Raw genomic sequence first — 15,045 nt, 5'->3', positions numbered from 1 at the left:
GATCGGAGGCGGGGACGGGCACGGTTGACGATGAAGCAGTGGATCGTCCGAACTATTGTTCCGGTTGCGGCGATCATGCTGTGTGTCCTGATCGCGAAGGTCAACCATCCAGAAGAGGGCAATTCGTTCACGGCACCGGCGCGCGCCGCGACGCAGGCCGCGCCGGTGCCGCACCGGCCGACCGCCTTCGGCCTCAATCTCAGCTATCCGGCCTATTGGAGCAACGAGCGCGCCTTCATGAACCTCGCCGCGGGCGGGATATGGCAGGCCCCGCACAACGGCTGGAAGGACTTCGATCCCGCGCGGATCGACCAGGAGAGCACGATCCGGTCGCTGGCACCCGGCGAGATCGCCGCAATGGCGCTCGTCCGGCCCGCCGCGGCCTATCGGAGCGACGTCGCGATCACCTGCTTCTACGACGGCAAGGGGGTTCTCGGCGGAATCGGGGTCAAGGACGGCAAGGCGTCGCCGGGCCGCTTCGACTTCACCTGGCCGGCCGGGACCAAGGCGCTGATCCGCCTCGATATGACCGATCCTGCCGATCCGGTACGCCACATCGATTGCCGCGAGGCGGGGGCCGACCGCAAGGCCGTGTTCGACCGCGCCTTCGTCGATGGCCTGCGCCCGTACAAGGCGATCCGCTATCTCGACTGGCAGGCGGCGAACGGCAATGTCGCGGGGAACTGGGCGCAACGCACCCTGCCGACCTCGACGATCCAGGGCGGCCCGCAGGGCGTCGCCGTCGAATATCTCGTCCTGCTTGCGAACCAGGCCAAGGTCGATCCCTGGTTCGTGATGCCGTGGAACACCGACGACGAATCGATGGAGCGGTTCGCGACCTATGTCCGCGACCATCTCGATCCGGGCCGGACCGCCTATGTCGAGATCGGCAACGAGATCTGGAACATGAGCTTCCCAGCCGCGCGGCAGGCGCTGGCGGAAGGCGAACTCGCCAAGCTCGGCAGCAACCGCGACGAGGCGCGGATGCGGCGCTACGCCCAGAAGGTCACCCAGTCCTTCAGGATCTGGGAGAGGGTCTTTGCCGGACAGATGCCGCGCATCGTCCGGATATTGTCGGGCCAGAACGCCTGGCCCGAGTTGATGACGATCGCGCTCGACTATCAGGATACCGCGTCGCACCTCGATGCCCTCGCCATGGCGCCCTATTTCGGGCAGGCGCTGCTGCTCGAACCGCCGGCCGACACCAGCGATCTGGGGCCACTCTTCGCGAAGCTCGACGAGATGGTCCAGGAAACCTTCGTGCCTGCGCTCCGGGCCAAGCAGATGGCCGATGCGCGCGGCCTGCGCTTCCTCGGCTATGAGGGCGGCCAGCACATCACCTATTCGGGCAAGGACGCGACCCTCATCCCGCGCCTCAACCGCGACCCGCGCATGGCCGACAGCTATCGCAAATATCTCGACGTCTGGGATCGCCAGTTCGGCGACATGCTGATGCTGCTCGCATCGAGCGGCGCGGCGGGAAGCAACGCCGCCTTCGGCATGACCGAATATAGCGGACAGCCGCTCAGCGAGACGCCGAAGCGCCGGGCGGTGCTCGAGGCGATCGAGCGGCTGAAGCGCTGATGGCTTAGAGTATCGTGCGGTTGATTGACGTGCCCGTATCCGCTCATCCTGAGGAGGGCCTTTGCTCAATGGCTCCTAAGGATGAGCGGTTCGATGTTTTAGTCCCGCTCGGTCCTGATCCAGCGCCGCTCGGGCCGCAGCGCGGCGGCGAGATAGAGCGGCAGCTTCCACAGCACATAGACCGGGATCAGTAGCAGCCGGCCCGCCGAAAGCTGGTCGCGACCGAATCTCCACCAGCAGAGCAGCAGCAGTGCGCCCGTCACACCGAGCAGCGCCGCCAGCAGCGCGAAGGGGGCGGGGGATGCAAGCAGGGCGAGCAGCGCCAGCACTGCGCCGTCGACGATGAGGAGCAGGGCGAGCGGCGGCACCAGCAGGTGCAGGCCGAGCCAGACGAGCGGCCGGCGCCCGGTGGCGATCAGGGGTAGGGTGGTGGCGCGTGCGGTGCGCAGGAAGCCCTGTTCCCAGCGCCCGCGCTGGGCGCGGGTGGCGCCGCGCCGCGCCGGATCGGACCAGGTCGCGACCTGCGGCACGAAGACCGGAGGATGGCCTTGCCGCGCCAGCGCGATGCCGATCGCCAGGTCCTCGGCGAGGTCGTCGGTGGCGAGCGGGGCGGCGGCGAAGGCAGCCCAGGGGAAGGCCATGCCCGATCCGGTCAGCAACGCCGGTGCGCCGAGCCGGGCGAGCCCCCGCTGCCGGACGAGATTGCGGACGAGGAAGGCGAAGCCCGACAGCGCGACCAGGGCGCCCCGTTCGGGCGCGGGCCGCATCAGATAGGCCGACTGGACCGGCCGGCCCTGGGCATGGGCGGCCGCCGCGAGCCGGGCGATGCCATCGCCCGCGACCGCACAGTCGGCGTCGACGACGACGACGACATCGGGCGGGTCGGCGGCCAGATGGTCGCGCGCGAAGGCGAGCGCGAAGCCCTTGCCGCGCCGGGCGACATCGTCGCGCGCGATCGCCTCGGCCCCGGCGGCACGAGCACGGCCGGCGGTGCCGTCGGTGCAATTGTCGGCGACGACCAGCAGCCGGGCGCCGGACGGCGCGGCGGCGCGCGCGGCGGCGACGGCGGCGGCAATCGCTGCCTCTTCGTCATGCGCGGGGATGACGACGGCGATGCGCGGATCGCCGCGCGGTGCCGGTGGCGGGCGGACGGGCCATTGCCCTGCCGCCAGCTCGATCGCCAGCATCAGCGTCGCGACCGCCGGCAGCGCGACGATCAGCCAGGCCGCGACCTCGGTCATCGCCTTCGCCCGCGCAGCCGGTCGCAGTGATGGCGCAGCAGCCCGATCATCTCGGCATATTTGCCGATGGTCAGGAACAGCGACAGAGCGAAAGCGCGCAGCGGCGCGTGGCGGCGGCTTTCGCGTGCCGTCACCCGGATGGTCTGCGCCGCGACGACCAGCAGCGCGGCGAGCGCCAGCAACAGCCAGCGGCGATCGATCGCGATCCCCAGTGCCAGCCCGGCAACCGCCACGAGAGGGAGCACACCGGCCCAGAACAGGATACGGGCCCGGCTGCGCGCATAGCCAGGGGCCGCCACCGCAGGGTGCAGCGCCGCCAGCGCGGCGAAACCACGGCCCGCCCGGATCGTCCGCCGCCACCAGAGGCCGAAGCAGTCGATCCCCGAATCATGGATGCCCATCGGCACGGCGAGCGACAGGATGCGCCAGCCGCGCGCTCGCATGCGCAGCGCGTAATCGGGATCCTCCCCCGCGATCAGGTCCGCCCGGTAGAGGCCGGTGTCGCGCAGCGCCGCCGCGCGGGCCAGCACATTGCCGCCGAACGCATCGGCCAGGCCGGACGGGACGGCCCATTCCAGATCGCACATCCAGCGGTAGATCGATCCGTCGGCATCCTGTTCGCGCAGCCGCCCGAACACGGCGCCCAGCGCAGGATCGGCGTCGAGCGCCGCCTTCCCCGCCGCCAGCCAGCCCGGATCGAGCCGGGTGTCGCCGTCGAGCAGCTGGACATGGATGATCGCCGGATCGGCGAGCAGCCGCTCGATCCCGGCATTGCGTCCGCGCGCCGCCGAGAAGCCGCCGGCCGCGTCGAGCTCGATCACCTCGGCTCCCGCCGCCCGCGCGCGATCGGCGCTGCCGTCGCTCGATCCGGAATCGACATAGACCGTTCGCATGCCCTCCACCGATCGCAGGCAGTGGGCCAGCCGGTCCCCCTCGTTGCGGCCGATCACCACCACGGCGATATCGGGAAAGGTCATGTTTTACACTTTGCCCTATTGATCGCGCGACCCCGATGGGTTCTGGCTGCCCGTCATCGGGCGGAAAGGGACGGCTGGCAAGTGATCGCTTCGGGCTTGGCACGCTTCATCGCGGCGGCTGCGCTGCTGATGCTGGTCGCCTGCGGCTCGGCCGAGGAGAAGGCTTCGAAGGCGGCGGCGCGTTACGACGTCTATTATGCCCGGCGCGACTTCTATTCCGCGCGGGTGGAGATCAAGCGCGCGCTGGCGGCCCAGGACGACATTCCCGAATATTGGGCGCGACTGGCGCGGGTCGAGCTGGCGACCGGACGGCTGCTCGAAGCCTATGAGGCCTATGCGAGGCTCGTCGAGCTCGATCCGAACGATGCAGAGGCGATCCAGGCGATGGCCGAGCTGTCCTATTCCGGCGGCTCCTATGACGATGCCGAGCGGCTGGCCGACCAGATGCTCGGAAAGCAGCCGCGCTCGCTGCGCATGCTGCTCGTCAAGGGTTCGGTCGCGGCCGTGCGCCATGACCTGCCCGCCGCGCGCGCGATCGCCGAGCGGATGCTGGCGATCGATCCGAGCAATGAGGGCGGCAAGATATTGCGCGCCCGCGTCCTCAACCTCGAGGGCAATCGCGACGGGGCTATCGCCGAGCTCGAAAAGGCCATCGCGGCCGACGGCGAATCGGTCGCCAAGCTGCTGACCCTGCTCGATCTCTACGGCACGAAAGACGATTTCCCTCGCGTGGCGCGCACCTTCGCCAAGCTGTTCGCGCTGCAACCCGACAATGCCGACCTGCGCTTCGAATATGCCCGGATGCTCTACGAGCACGGCCGGCCCGGCCGCGCGCTCGAACTGCTCGCGCGGCTGTTGCGGGCGCATCGCGGCGACGCTGCGATCCAGCAGCGGATCGTCGACCTGTGGAACGAGGTCGGCAGCGACCGGATCGACGTCGACGGGGCCCGGCGCTTTGTCGACCGGACTGGCGACCGGCCGATGAAGATCGCACTCGGCCATCTGTTGCTCGACCAGCGGCGTTTCGCCGAGGCCGAGGCGGTGCTGCGCCCCTTCGTCGACATGGGGGACATCACTGCCGGGCGGGTCGAGGCCGACGTCCTCTATGCCGGCGCGCTGTCCGGGCTCGGCCGGGGCAGGGAGGCGAAGGCGCTGGTCGACCGCATCCTGCGCTTCGACGAGAGCAATCCCCGCGCGCTGCTGATGCGGGTGCGGGTGGCGACGGCGGCAGGCGATCTCGCCGGCGCGTTGCGCGATGCGCAGCTTCTCGCCAGCGACAACCCGCGCATGGTCGAGGGCCGCGTCGCGCTCGCCGACATCTATGTCCGTCGGGGCGAGCCGGTGCTCGCCGACGGGGCCTATGCCAATGCGATGAAGGAGTTGTCGGACGACGGGGACATGCTGCAGGCCTATGTCGACCATCTGCTGCGGACGCGGCGCGGGCCGATGGCGCTCGACGTGGCCCGCCGCTTCACCCGCGAGAATCCCCTGTCGCGCGAAGGGTGGCGGATTCGGGGCGAGCTGTGCCTGTCGCTCGACGACGCCGCCTGCGTCGAGGAAGTGATGGAGGGAATCGAACAGGTGCCGGGTGGGCTGAAGCTGCGCCGGATACTCGAAAGCCGGCGCGCCGCTCGTGCCGCTGGGCAAGCCGCCTCGACTTGTGGCAGGACGGGCGCGGCATGCTGAACGTAAGCGAGGGGCAGGCGCCGCCGACGGAACTCCGGTCGCGCAAATATCGCTTCACCTCCAACGTGATCGCGACGATCATCCTGGGGGTCGACCTGCTGTGCCTGGTGCTCGGCTCGCTGCTCGCGCCGCTCGCCTATGAACTGATCCTCGGCCCGCGCTATTTCATCGAGCAGCACGTCAACGTGGCGGTGCTGGTCGGGGTCAATTTCTTCCTGATCCGCCTGTCGCGGAACAGCTATGCGCATCCGATGGGCCGGGGCGGCGACAGCGACCAGGCGGTGGCGTTCGAGTTCCTCCTCGCCGCACTGCTGGTGTTCGCGACGATCTGGCAGCTCGGCCAGGCCAAGCCCTTCTCGTCCGGCCTCGCGCTCTGCTATCTGGGCCTCACCGCCGCGCTGCTGTTCGTCAGCCGCTTCGTCGTCCGCAAGCTGGTCTGGTACCTGGTGCAGGCGGGCCATATCGGTCAGCGCATCGCCATCTACGGCGCCGACCTCGCCAGTTCGGAACGGGTGCTGCGCCTGCTCGAGCTCGAACGGCTGCCTTATGTCACGGTGGTCGGCATCGCCGACGACCGGACCACGCGGATCGAGCGCGAGGCGCCCTGGACGGTGCCCTTCATCGGATCGCTCGACGCGCTGGTCTATCGCATCGCCCAGGGAGACGTCGACATGGTTATCATCGCCCTGCCGATGATCAGCCAGGCCCGGCTCGACCAGATCACCGAGGCGCTGCAGCGCGTGTCGGTCGACATCTGCCTGATGCCGCGGGAGGCGCTCGACCTGTCGCAGCAATATTCGATGCGCTTCATCGGATCGCTGCCTCTGTTCGCGCTGTGGCAGCGGCCGATGCGCGATTTCAACCGCATCCTCAAGGCGATCGAGGACCGGGCGGTGGCGATCCTGGGCCTGATCCTCTTCTCGCCCCTGATGCTGCTGACCGCGATCGCGATCAAGCTCACCAGCCGGGGGCCGGTGCTGTTCCGGCAGGAGCGGTTCGGCTTCAACAACGTCAAGATCAGCGTGCTGAAATTCCGGTCGATGTACGTCGACCGACAGGACGAGAGCGGCGCCGAGCGGACGGTGCGCGGCGACAGCCGGGTGACGCCGGTGGGCCGCATCATCCGCCGGCTGTCGATCGACGAGCTGCCCCAGCTGTTCAATGTCGTGACCGGCGAGATGTCGATCGTCGGCCCGCGCGCGCACGCGACCCGGATGAAGGTCGGCGACGATTATTATTTCGAGGCGGTGCGCGGTTATGCGGCACGCCACCGGGTCAAGCCCGGCATTACCGGCCTGGCGCAGGTGCGCGGCCTGCGCGGCGAGATCGCGACGGTCGAACGCGCCAAGCGGCGGGTCGAATATGACATGTACTATATCGAGAACTGGTCGCTGATGCTCGACCTCCGGATCATCCTGGAGACGGTGTGGCGGCTGATCTGGGACAGGGATGTGTATTGAGGGGCGGGCGAGAACCACGGCTCTCCCCCTTCGTCATTCCCGCGAAAGCGGAAATCCACGGACATGGGACACTGTTCGACGCGAGGTGCCGCCGTCCATGGATTCCCGCTTCGCGGGAATGACGATGAAGAAGTGGGCCGACGCTCCGGCCGTTACTTCTTCTTCTCTTCCTTCGCCTGGCTCGCCTTGATCGCCGACTTGTCGGGCTCGTAGCCCGGCTGATACTGGATCTCGGCGCTCGAACGGGCACGGGCGACCTGGGCCTTGCTCTCGGCGACCAACTCCTTGCGGCGGACCATCTCGGCGGCGGCCTGGCGCGCGATCGGGGTCGGCGTCGGCGTCGCGTCGCGGCCAACGATGACGCTGGCGACATATTGGCCGTTCGACGGCAGCACGAACGGCTCGCCCGGCGGAAGCTCGTTGATCACCTTGACGAGCGCCGGATCGAGCCGGCCGGTGTCGATCACGCCCTTGCCGCGCGACATGCCGAGGCCGAGCTTCTGGATGCCCGCCGCCAAGGCTTCGAGCGTATGCGCGTCGCGCAGCGTCAGCAGCTGCTTGGGGTCCTTCGGCGCCGCGAACTGAATCTGGTCGAGCAGCAGCCGCTGGCGCCCTGCGAACTGCGTCGGGTTGTCGGCGATGTACTGGGTGATGTCGCGATCGTCGGGCATCGGCACCGTCGACGCGATCTTCTGCCCCAACATGGTGACGAGGAGATTCTCCTCGAGCCGGCGCTGCTGGGTGACGAACTCGGGTGTCTTGTCGAGACCTTGCTCGCGCGCCTTCTGGACGATCAGCTTACGATCGATCAGCCGCTGCAGCACCTGCTTGCGAAGCTTGTCACGGTCGACCGAATCCGGAATGCGCGTGCCCTGAAGCTCGGCATTGAGTTCCTGCAGCGAGATTTCCTCGCCGTTGACGATGGCCAATATCTGGCCCTTCGGCTCCTTGTGGCAGCCGGAAACCAGCAGGGCCGCGACCATCGCGCCGCCCAAAAGTGCAGCTTTAACCTTCACTTCCAATTCCCCCGACGCCTGTGGAACACCGATCGTCATTCCCGTGCTACATGATTGCCAGCCCCGGCGACAAGCCTGTATGGCTCCTCGATCGCGGGAGGGCAGCATAGTTGGAAACAGTTTACGATTGGGTCACCGTCGCGATCTTCGCCGGCCTGGTGGTGCTTTTCCTGCAACGGTCGACCGGTGACGAGCCCCCTCGGGATTCGATGCTGCATTATCTCATGGCGTCGGCGGGCTGCGCGGTGGCCAATTATTTCGGCAACAAGGCGGTCGCCGGCGGCGGAATCGTCTATCACCTCATCGCGGTCGCGGTGATCCTGGGCACGCTCGCCTTCGTCCATGTCGTGCTGCGGCCGCTCGACAAGCCCCGGCGCTAGGCAGGGTTAGCGTTTCGGCTGGCTGGACAGGATCTGGTCCTTCAACCCGGGCGCCCCCGCCTCGCCCAGCACCAGCCGCCGCGCGGTGGGGGAGAGGGAGGCGAAGAAGGGCTCCAGGAAGCGCCTGAGCGTCAGGATCGCGGTCTTGTCGTCCGGGGCCGCGGTCGAGAAGCGGATCAGCATGCCGTCGGGCACCCGGCCCTTCAGGTTCTCCTTCGCTACTGCCCAATGCTGCTGCCACCACTGGGTGGGGAAGTCGTTGCCGATCCGCGTCCAATAGATGAGCTGCTCGTGCCGGCTGACGCTGCGCGCGGCAAGATAGTGGCCGGGCACCTCGACCCCGCCCCCCGCGTCGAGCCCGATCAGCCGCTCATGCTCGATTGCATAGCCTGCCGCCGGATAGCAGACTTCGGGCCGATGGACCTGCAGCATGCCGTCCTGGATGCCGTTATAGGCGATCAGGAACATGACCGGCAGCTGGGTCGGCGAGGCATAATAGCGCGTGATGATGGCGTTATAGAGCCTGTCGCTCATCTGGTCCGGCGGCGGAAGCACCAGGCCGCTGCTCGTCTGATATTCCCAGTCGCCGATCTTCCAGGGGAAGAGCGGGTTGAGCTTCGCTTCCTTGATCATGCGGAACGGGACGTCGGGCCGGCGCGCATTGGCGACGACGCCCGCGCCGGTCAGCAGCCCGCCGGCGATCAGCGCGCGCCGCGACAGCAGGCGGCGGTCGTCGGTGTCGCCGCCGCTCATCGTCCGCCGCCTCCGCGCGCCAGCCGGCGGCGCAGCGGCGACGCCAGCGCGTCGACCGCGAAGATGCCGAGGACCGAGAACAGGAACATGGTGATGCCCGAGAAGGTGTGGAGGAAGCCCTGCGCCGCCTCGTCGCCGAGATAATGGGTGATGAGGATCAGCGCGAGCACCCGGATGAAGTTGGCGAGGATCGCCACCGGCACGATCGCCAGCATCAGCAGCAGCGCGTAGCGCCAGTTCGCATTATGCCGGATGTAGACGTAGAACAGGCCGATCGCCGACAGGCTGATCAGCGAGTTGAGGCCCGCGCAGGCCGCCGCGATCAGCAACTGGTACTGGCCGATGATGATCATCACCCCCGATCCGGCGATCGGGTAGCCGAGCCCATGGAGCAGGTCGATCGCCGTCTGCGAGATGCCGATCTTGAGCGGCTGGGTGACCATCGCCACCACCGTGTCGGGCGGCGGGAAGATGAACAGCATGTAGAAGACCGGGAACCACATTGCGCGCAGCGGCTGCCAGCCGATCAGCCAATAGGCGGTGATCAGCAGCAGGCCGTACATCATGAAGCCTTCGACCTCGATGACGTTGATGATCCGCGCGACCATGTAGAGCGGCGCGACCACCAGATAGGCAAGCGCCGCGAGCCGCGTATCGCCGGGGCGGGCGAGCGAGCGCACCTCGCCCCAGCGGCGCCAGAACAGCCACAGCGCGGTCGCCAGCACGATCGGGCCGTGCGCGCCTTGCTCGGTGGTCCAGTTCTGGGTGGCGACGCCGTAGAGCGTCGGCACGACCACCGCCGCGACGCCGATCGCGAGCGGCCAGAAGCGGCGCACGAAGGCGAGCAGCGGCAGCAGATCGGCCAGTCCGTAGCGGCCATGGTCCCCCACCGGCCGGCTCTCCGCCATGTCCCCCACCGATCTGCTCAAGGATTCACGCCATCTCAACCATGTTCCGGGCATCGACCCCGCCAATGCACCGCAACTGCCCATAGCGGATCGTCGCGTGGCGGAACAGTCGTCGGATGGCGCGGGGTGGGCTTGGTCGGGCGGAAGTTGCAGATGTTTACCACCCCGATTTTGGACTTGATCCGAAAATATGCTATTGGAAGCGATGCGCTTTGTGGCGCCGGGGGAGTGTCGGGGTAGTTCTGCATGTTGAAGGAAGCTGTTGCGTCCAAGGCGGCCAAGCTGCTGATGACCTGTGTCTGTCCGGTGGCGGGAACCACCGCATTGAGCCTGGGCGTTCCCCAGGTCCGCGACGCGGTCCACAAGGCAACCCAGCCGCGCCAATATGCCAAGCCCAAGACCCGCGTCCGCGCCACGCCCGAAGAAGGCGTCCAGGTCGCGTCGGCCGAGACGCCGTGCCCGACGGTCACTCCCTTCGCGCTGTCGGACCTGCCGGCGGTGACCCCGGTCCCGGTCGAGACGACCCCGCTGCAGGTGGCCGAGGCGCCGCCGCCCGACGTTGCGGTCCCGCTGACGCCGCGAATCTTCGTGCCGCCGAGCACCGGCAATCCCAATCCCCCTTCGCCGGGCGTTCCCGAACCGTCGACCTGGGTCCAGCTCATGCTCGGCTTCGCACTGATCGGCGGAGTCGCGCGGGTGACCTATCGGAAGAATGGGACGGCGCCGGAAGGGGAGCCGCAGGCTTAGTCTGACGGGTCTCGACCCAAGCCGTCATCCCGGCCTCCGCCGGCATGACGGTTGCTTCGCCGGGATGACGTCGTCTTCGAACCTGGTCTTCAGAACGGCACTTCACCGATGACGTTGCCGCCTTCGCTGTAGCGGCAGACCAGAAAATCGTCGACGCGGCCATGCGCCAGTGCGCAGCCGACCGCGCGCGAGGAGCGCCAGACGACCTGCGTGTAATGCGCGACATTCTCCAGATCGCCGCTCCGGCTGTTGTTCGGGAAGATGCCCGCCTGGAAATCCTTCTTCTCGTCGACCCACAGGCCGACCATCTGCTCGGGGCCGTAATAGCCGCGCGTGCCGGCCCATAGATTCTCGCCCTGCGGATCGGTTTCGGCGGGGTCGTCCTCGCTGTGGACGAGATAGCCGATCCGGGTCAGCTCGGCGGCATAGAGGCGGGCGTCGCGCGCCAGCAGCTCGTTCCAGGCGAGAGGCGGAATGCCCAGGCTCGCCCGCTCCCGGTTGTGGACGGCGAGCAGACGTTGCTCGAAATGATTGTCGATGCCGGTCGCGCCCTGCACGAACGGAGTCGCGGCCGCCAGGGCGAGCGCGCCCGCCAGCTTCGCCGCCTTCGTCCTGCCCCAGCCGAAACCCATATCGATCCTCCGGTTGATCCGATCGGCGCGATGGTGGCGCGGCAGGTCTTGCCGGCGGGTTGGGGAGATTGGTGATCGCGATCTTCAGCATCCCGCGCCGCGGTCGCTGGGCGTTTTTCGCGGAAACGCTTGGGATTCGCGACAGGGTTGACGCGATCTTCACCAGTTCGAAAAGGGGATGGGGCGGTGGAGCTGCGGGCCGGATCCCCCGGCTCGGGACAGGCAAGGCCTTGCCCTCGATTTTACCGCAGCCACCACGTCTTGCACGCCGTACCGGACTTTCACCGGTGCATTTCTCTCCCGCGACGAGCCCCGTTGTGCGGGTGTCTCCTGCCGACGCAGCAGGTGTTTTCTATCGCAACATTTTCCGATGTGCCAGCGCGCTCGCGCCGCCGCGGCGAAAAGGGGACGGACGGTGGCTTTATTGCGCCGACTGTTGCAGCGACGTCACGCTCTGGCGGTCAGAAGCGGGCGTCCTGATAGACCCGGCCGATGTCGCCGCCCCAGGCGCCGTGATAGAGATCGAGCAACCGTTCGGCCGGAGTCTTGCCGCTCGCGACGATCTCGCGCAGCGGAGCGAGGAAACCGCGTTCGTCGTCGCCCGCGCCGTTGATCCGCGCGCGCGCCTTCAGCCCCTCCGCCGCGATGTCGAGCACGATCTCCGCAAGGTCGCGCAGGCTGCGCCCGCGCGGACCGGTCGCGCGCAGTCCGAGCTTCGGCACCTCCGCGCGGATGCGATGATGGTCCTCGATCGTCCAGTGCTTGACCAGGTCCCAGGCGGCGTCGAGCGCGCTGTCGTCGTAGAGCAGGCCGACCCAGAAGGCGGGCAAAGCGCAGATCCGGTCGTGCGGTCCGCCGTCGGCGCCGCGCATCTCCAGGAAGCTCTTGAGCCGCACCTCGGGGAAGGCGGTCGACAGATGGTCGTGCCAGTCGCCGATCGTCGGCCGCTCGCCCGGCAGCACCGGCAGCTTGCCGTCCATGAAGTCGCGGAAGCTGAGCCCCGCCGCGTCGACATAGCCGTCGCGGAAGGCGAAATACATCGGCACGTCGAGCATATAATCGGCGTAGCGCTCATAGCCGAAGCCGTCCTCGAAGACGAAGGGCAGCATGCCGGTGCGATGCGGATCGGTGTCGGTCCAGATGTGGCTGCGATAGCTGAGGAAGCCGTTGGGCTTGCCCTCCAGGAAGGGCGAATTGGCGAACAGCGCGGTCGCCAGCGGCTGCAGCGCCAGGCTGAGGCGGAACTTGCGCACCATGTCCGCCTCGCTCGCATAGTCGAGGTTGGTCTGGACGGTGCAGGTGCGGAGCATCATGTCGAGCCCCATCGTGCCGACGCGCGGCATGTGGCGCAGCATGATGTCGTAGCGGCCCTTGGGCATGATCGGCAGCTCGTCGCGCCGCTTGTCGGGCCACAGGCCGAGCCCGAGATAGCCGATGCCGAGCTTCTCGCCGATCGCCTTCACCTGTTCGAGATGGCGGCCGGTCTCCGCGCAGGTCTGGTGGAGATTGTCGAGCGGCGCGCCCGACAGCTCGAACTGGCCCGCCGGCTCTAGGCTGACATTGCCGTCCTCGCCTTCGAGCGCGATGATGTTCTCACCCTCGTAGACCGGACGCCAGCCATATTTGGTCAGCCCGATCAGCAGCGCGTGGATGCCGCCGCGCTCCTCATAGGAGGGGGCCCGGTGCGAATCCTCGAAGAACACGAATTTCTCGTGCTCGGTGCCGATCCGCCACCGATCCTTCGGCTTCTCGCCGCCGACGAAGACCGACAGCAGGTCCTCGCGGGATTCGATCAGGGGATCTTCGCCATCGGAGGCCTTGCGCGTGCTCATCGCGCGCCCATAGCGGACCGATCGGTACGTTGCTAGTTTGTTTATTCGGAACGCCAGTCGCCGGCCAGCCCCATCCACAGCGCGACCGCCGCCGCCATCGCCGTGTCGGCGCGCAGGATGCGCGGGCCCAGCGACACGCCGGTCGCCTGCGGGACGGCCCGGATCGCGGCGCGCTCCTCGTCGGTGAAGCCGCCTTCGGGGCCGATGAGGATGGCGGCCGGGCCCGGCTTCACCGCCTCGACCATCGGCACGCCGCCTTCCTCGTCGGCGAAGATCAGCGCCCGGTCGGCAGGCCAGTCGCGCAGCATCGAGGCCAGCTTCACCGGCTCGTCGAGGATCGGCAGCGCGGTGCGCTCGCACTGCTCGGCAGCCTCGATCATGTGGGCGCGCAGCCGGTCGAGGTTCAACCTGTCGACGATGGTGCGGCCGGTGATCACCGGCCGCCAGCGCGCGACGCCGAGCTCGCATGCCTTTTCCGCGACCCAGTCGATCCGGCCCTTCTTGATCGGCGCCGCGACCAGCCACAGGTCGGGTACCGCCTCGCGCTCGCGCATCCGTTCCTCGACGCGGACGGCGACGGCACGCTTGCCGACCTGTTCGATCACAGCGCGCCATTCGCCGCTCATATCGTCGAACAGCGCGATCGCATCGCCCGCCTTCAGCCGCATCACCGTGGACAGATAATGCGCCTGCCCGCCGTCGATGGTCAGCGCCAGGCCGGCGGCGAGCTGGGTTTCGACGAACAGGCGAGTCAGGCTGGCGGGGGGCCAGGCGGGGGTTTGGGCCATGGGACTTCCGAAGGCGTGGCTTTTCCCCTACCTGCCGCCCATGGCCGACGAAGTCGAGGAAATCGTGCCCGACAGCGAGCTGCGCGGGATCGCCCGCCGGCTGCCGCCGGGCCTGCGCCCCTATTGGTTGCTCGCCCGGTTCGACCGGCCGATCGGAAGCTGGCTGCTGTTCTGGCCCGGCGCCTGGGCGATCGCGCTGGCGGGAAGCGCGATCTCGCGCTGGGACCTGATCCTGTGGTTCGCGCTCGGCGCGGTCGCGATGCGCGGTGCGGGCTGCGTCTACAACGACATCGTCGACCGCGACCTCGATCGCAAGGTGGCGCGCACCGCCCTGCGTCCGCTGGCCAGCGGACGGGTCGGCCTCAAGGCGGCCTGGGTCTGGCTGGGTCTGCTCTGCCTGATCGGGCTGGTCGTGCTCGTCCAGCTCAACCTGGTCGCGGCGCTGACCGCGCTCGCCAGCCTCGGCGCGGTGGCCGCCTATCCTTTCATGAAACGGATCACCTGGTGGCCGCAGGCCTGGCTCGGCCTCGTCTTTTCCTGGGCCGCGCTGGTCGGCTGGCCGGCGGTGACGGGCGGCTTCTCGCCGGTGCAGGGGCTGCTCTACGCCGGATCGATCTTCTGGGTGATCGGCTACGACACCATCTACGCGCTGCAGGATATCGAGGACGATGCGCTCGCGGGGGTCAAATCCTCGGCCCGCGCGCTCGGCGCCCATGCGCGGGCGGGCATCGGGTTGTTCTACGCGATTGCGATCGGCTGCTGGATCGGAGCCTTCTGGCTGCTCCGGCCGCAGCTGCTGGGAACGCTGGCGCTGCTGCCGATGGCGCTGCACCTGGGCTGGCAGGTGGCGGGGTTGCGCATCGACGACCCCGCCGACGCGCTCGCCCGCTTCCGCGCGAACCGCTTCGCCGGGCTGCTGATGTTCCTCGCCTGCCTCGTGGTCGGCGCCACGGCCTAGGACGGATTCGGTCTCCTCCCGTCATTCCCGTGAAAACGGGAATCCACGGTCACCGAACGCTATTTGATGCGAGGTGCCGCCGT

Annotated in this window: 14 protein-coding genes; 6 read left to right on the top strand and 8 right to left on the bottom strand. The window is 68.2% G+C overall.

Translation table 11 applies throughout. The features are described from left to right. Positions 1-30 precede the first annotated feature (30 nt). Positions 31-1,584 carry a hypothetical protein gene (locus tag B5X82_RS18580; RefSeq protein WP_079649674.1) on the top strand — a complete coding sequence of 518 codons (1,554 nt, stop codon included), beginning with the start codon at positions 31-33 and terminating at the stop codon, positions 1,582-1,584. A gap of 98 nt (positions 1,585-1,682) precedes the next feature. Here B5X82_RS18580 and B5X82_RS18575 read toward each other — a convergent pair whose 3' ends face one another. Continuing rightward, positions 1,683-2,825 carry a glycosyltransferase gene (locus B5X82_RS18575; protein WP_079649673.1) on the bottom strand — a complete coding sequence of 381 codons (1,143 nt, stop codon included), beginning with the start codon at positions 2,823-2,825 and terminating at the stop codon, positions 1,683-1,685. Next, entirely contained in the window at positions 2,822-3,802 is a 981-nt protein-coding gene (locus B5X82_RS18570) for a glycosyltransferase family 2 protein (protein WP_079649672.1), read from the bottom strand. Before B5X82_RS18570 ends, B5X82_RS18575 begins: the two co-directional genes overlap by 4 nt. Before the next feature lie 96 nt (positions 3,803-3,898). Between B5X82_RS18570 and B5X82_RS18565 the strand changes: the two genes are divergently transcribed. Both B5X82_RS18565 and B5X82_RS18560 read left to right on the top strand, forming a co-directional pair. After that, positions 3,899-5,488: a tetratricopeptide repeat protein gene (locus B5X82_RS18565; RefSeq protein ID WP_235862724.1), complete on the top strand. Its 1,590-nt coding sequence runs from the start codon at positions 3,899-3,901 to the stop codon at positions 5,486-5,488. Beyond that, the gene (locus B5X82_RS18560; protein ID WP_079649808.1) at positions 5,482-6,948 is read left to right on the top strand and encodes an undecaprenyl-phosphate glucose phosphotransferase; all 1,467 of its coding nucleotides are present in this window, start codon (positions 5,482-5,484) and stop codon (positions 6,946-6,948) included. The genes B5X82_RS18565 and B5X82_RS18560 overlap by 7 nt, the downstream gene beginning before the upstream one ends. A gap of 152 nt (positions 6,949-7,100) precedes the next feature. Here B5X82_RS18560 and B5X82_RS18555 read toward each other — a convergent pair whose 3' ends face one another. Beyond that, positions 7,101-7,964, bottom strand: a complete 864-nt coding sequence (locus B5X82_RS18555) for a SurA N-terminal domain-containing protein (protein WP_079649671.1) — start codon at positions 7,962-7,964, stop codon at positions 7,101-7,103. Between the two features lie 110 nt (positions 7,965-8,074). Between B5X82_RS18555 and B5X82_RS18550 the strand changes: the two genes are divergently transcribed. Then, on the top strand, positions 8,075-8,344 hold the full coding sequence (locus B5X82_RS18550; protein ID WP_079649670.1) for an XrtV sorting system accessory protein: 270 nt from the start codon (positions 8,075-8,077) through the stop codon (positions 8,342-8,344). Between the two features lie 6 nt (positions 8,345-8,350). Here B5X82_RS18550 and epsI read toward each other — a convergent pair whose 3' ends face one another. Both epsI and xrtV read right to left on the bottom strand, forming a co-directional pair. Then, positions 8,351-9,097: an exosortase-associated protein EpsI, V-type gene (gene epsI / locus B5X82_RS18545; protein WP_079649669.1), complete on the bottom strand. Its 747-nt coding sequence runs from the start codon at positions 9,095-9,097 to the stop codon at positions 8,351-8,353. Then, a complete protein-coding gene (gene xrtV / locus B5X82_RS18540) occupies positions 9,094-10,026 on the bottom strand; it encodes an exosortase V (protein ID WP_223811173.1) in 933 nt (310 codons plus the stop codon). Before xrtV ends, epsI begins: the two co-directional genes overlap by 4 nt. A gap of 225 nt (positions 10,027-10,251) precedes the next feature. On the opposite strand from xrtV, the gene B5X82_RS18535 reads away from it, so the two are divergent. Then, positions 10,252-10,752 carry a PEP-CTERM sorting domain-containing protein gene (locus B5X82_RS18535; protein WP_079649667.1) on the top strand — a complete coding sequence of 167 codons (501 nt, stop codon included), beginning with the start codon at positions 10,252-10,254 and terminating at the stop codon, positions 10,750-10,752. 89 nt (positions 10,753-10,841) lie between these two features. On the opposite strand, the gene B5X82_RS18530 is transcribed toward B5X82_RS18535, so the two are convergent. The 3 genes from B5X82_RS18530 to B5X82_RS18520 all read right to left on the bottom strand — a co-directional run bounded on the left by B5X82_RS18530 (position 10,842) and on the right by B5X82_RS18520 (position 14,004). Further along, on the bottom strand, positions 10,842-11,384 hold the full coding sequence (locus tag B5X82_RS18530) for a CAP domain-containing protein (protein ID WP_079649666.1): 543 nt from the start codon (positions 11,382-11,384) through the stop codon (positions 10,842-10,844). Positions 11,385-11,845: 461 nt separating this feature from the next. Continuing rightward, positions 11,846-13,216 carry a glutamate--cysteine ligase gene (locus tag B5X82_RS18525; protein WP_079649665.1) on the bottom strand — a complete coding sequence of 457 codons (1,371 nt, stop codon included), beginning with the start codon at positions 13,214-13,216 and terminating at the stop codon, positions 11,846-11,848. 41 nt (positions 13,217-13,257) lie between these two features. Beyond that, a complete protein-coding gene (locus B5X82_RS18520; protein WP_079649664.1) occupies positions 13,258-14,004 on the bottom strand; it encodes a 16S rRNA (uracil(1498)-N(3))-methyltransferase in 747 nt (248 codons plus the stop codon). Between B5X82_RS18520 and ubiA the strand changes: the two genes are divergently transcribed. Then, on the top strand, positions 14,003-14,962 hold the full coding sequence (gene ubiA, locus B5X82_RS18515; RefSeq protein ID WP_079649663.1) for a 4-hydroxybenzoate octaprenyltransferase: 960 nt from the start codon (positions 14,003-14,005) through the stop codon (positions 14,960-14,962). The two genes, B5X82_RS18520 and ubiA, sit on opposite strands and share 2 nt — an antisense overlap. The last annotated feature ends 83 nt before the right edge of the window (positions 14,963-15,045 follow it).

Source organism: Rhizorhabdus histidinilytica, assembly GCF_900167915.1.
Lineage (GTDB): Bacteria > Pseudomonadota > Alphaproteobacteria > Sphingomonadales > Sphingomonadaceae > Rhizorhabdus > Rhizorhabdus histidinilytica.
This window is presented reverse-complemented; position numbering and strand designations above follow the sequence as displayed.